The 711-nt window shown below is 42.9% G+C and carries 1 protein-coding gene; it reads right to left on the bottom strand.

What is annotated here, in order from left to right; translation table 11 throughout:
- Window positions 1-535: 535 nt before the first annotated feature.
- The gene (locus tag A3756_RS27530) at window positions 536-709 is read right to left on the bottom strand and encodes a hypothetical protein (protein WP_255376509.1); all 174 of its coding nucleotides are present in this window, start codon (window positions 707-709) and stop codon (window positions 536-538) included.
- Window positions 710-711 lie beyond the last annotated feature (2 nt).

The following is a 711-nucleotide window of genomic DNA, read 5'->3' as shown; positions in this document are numbered from 1 at the left end:
GGCTAGCTTGTTTTTCTACAGTAGTAATGCCAAAACAAATTTATCTGGATACTAGAATTAAAAGGCGCGTCACACTTCAGCGACTAACAGACCTAATGAGTCGAAGATCTAATGAGTCGAAGATCTAATGGTTTTATTTTTTAACAGCGTTGCATGGGCGATTTCTGCTTGGGAGGAAGGATGACAGTTTGAATCTACTGCTGTTTCAGCATCAGCTAATGGCATGCAGTAAGATTAAAGCAGAGCACTAAGATATAAGCAGCTTATTGTCTAAGTTGCGTTTGTCTGGATAACTTGATTATGTCCGCTAATCACCAATTCCCGATATCAATCGACGATTCAGAATCAGTAAGTTTCGGCCAACCTTGAAGCAAGTGCCAAGGTCTGAAATTGGCACATTGCTGACTAAGATTGGGCAGGGCATTTCTAGGCTCTAGTCGAAACCGCTATTTAAGTAGGTCAGATTGCGTGCCGACTTTTTCACCTAATTAAAGAGTTCGTTGATTTAGATATAGGAAGAAAGAAGCCTCTCCTTCTAAACCAAGCGCCCCCACATATCATACTCATCAACCTCTTCGACCTCTACTTTAACCAAGTCACCGACACATAGGTGAGTTGCTCCATCGATGAAGACGTTACCATCTATTTCAGGTGCGTCTGCTGAGCTCCTACCTACCGCGCCTTCTTCAACCACTTCGTCAATGATCACCC

The organism is Oleiphilus sp. HI0086 (genome assembly GCF_001635225.1).
This window is presented reverse-complemented; position numbering and strand designations above follow the sequence as displayed.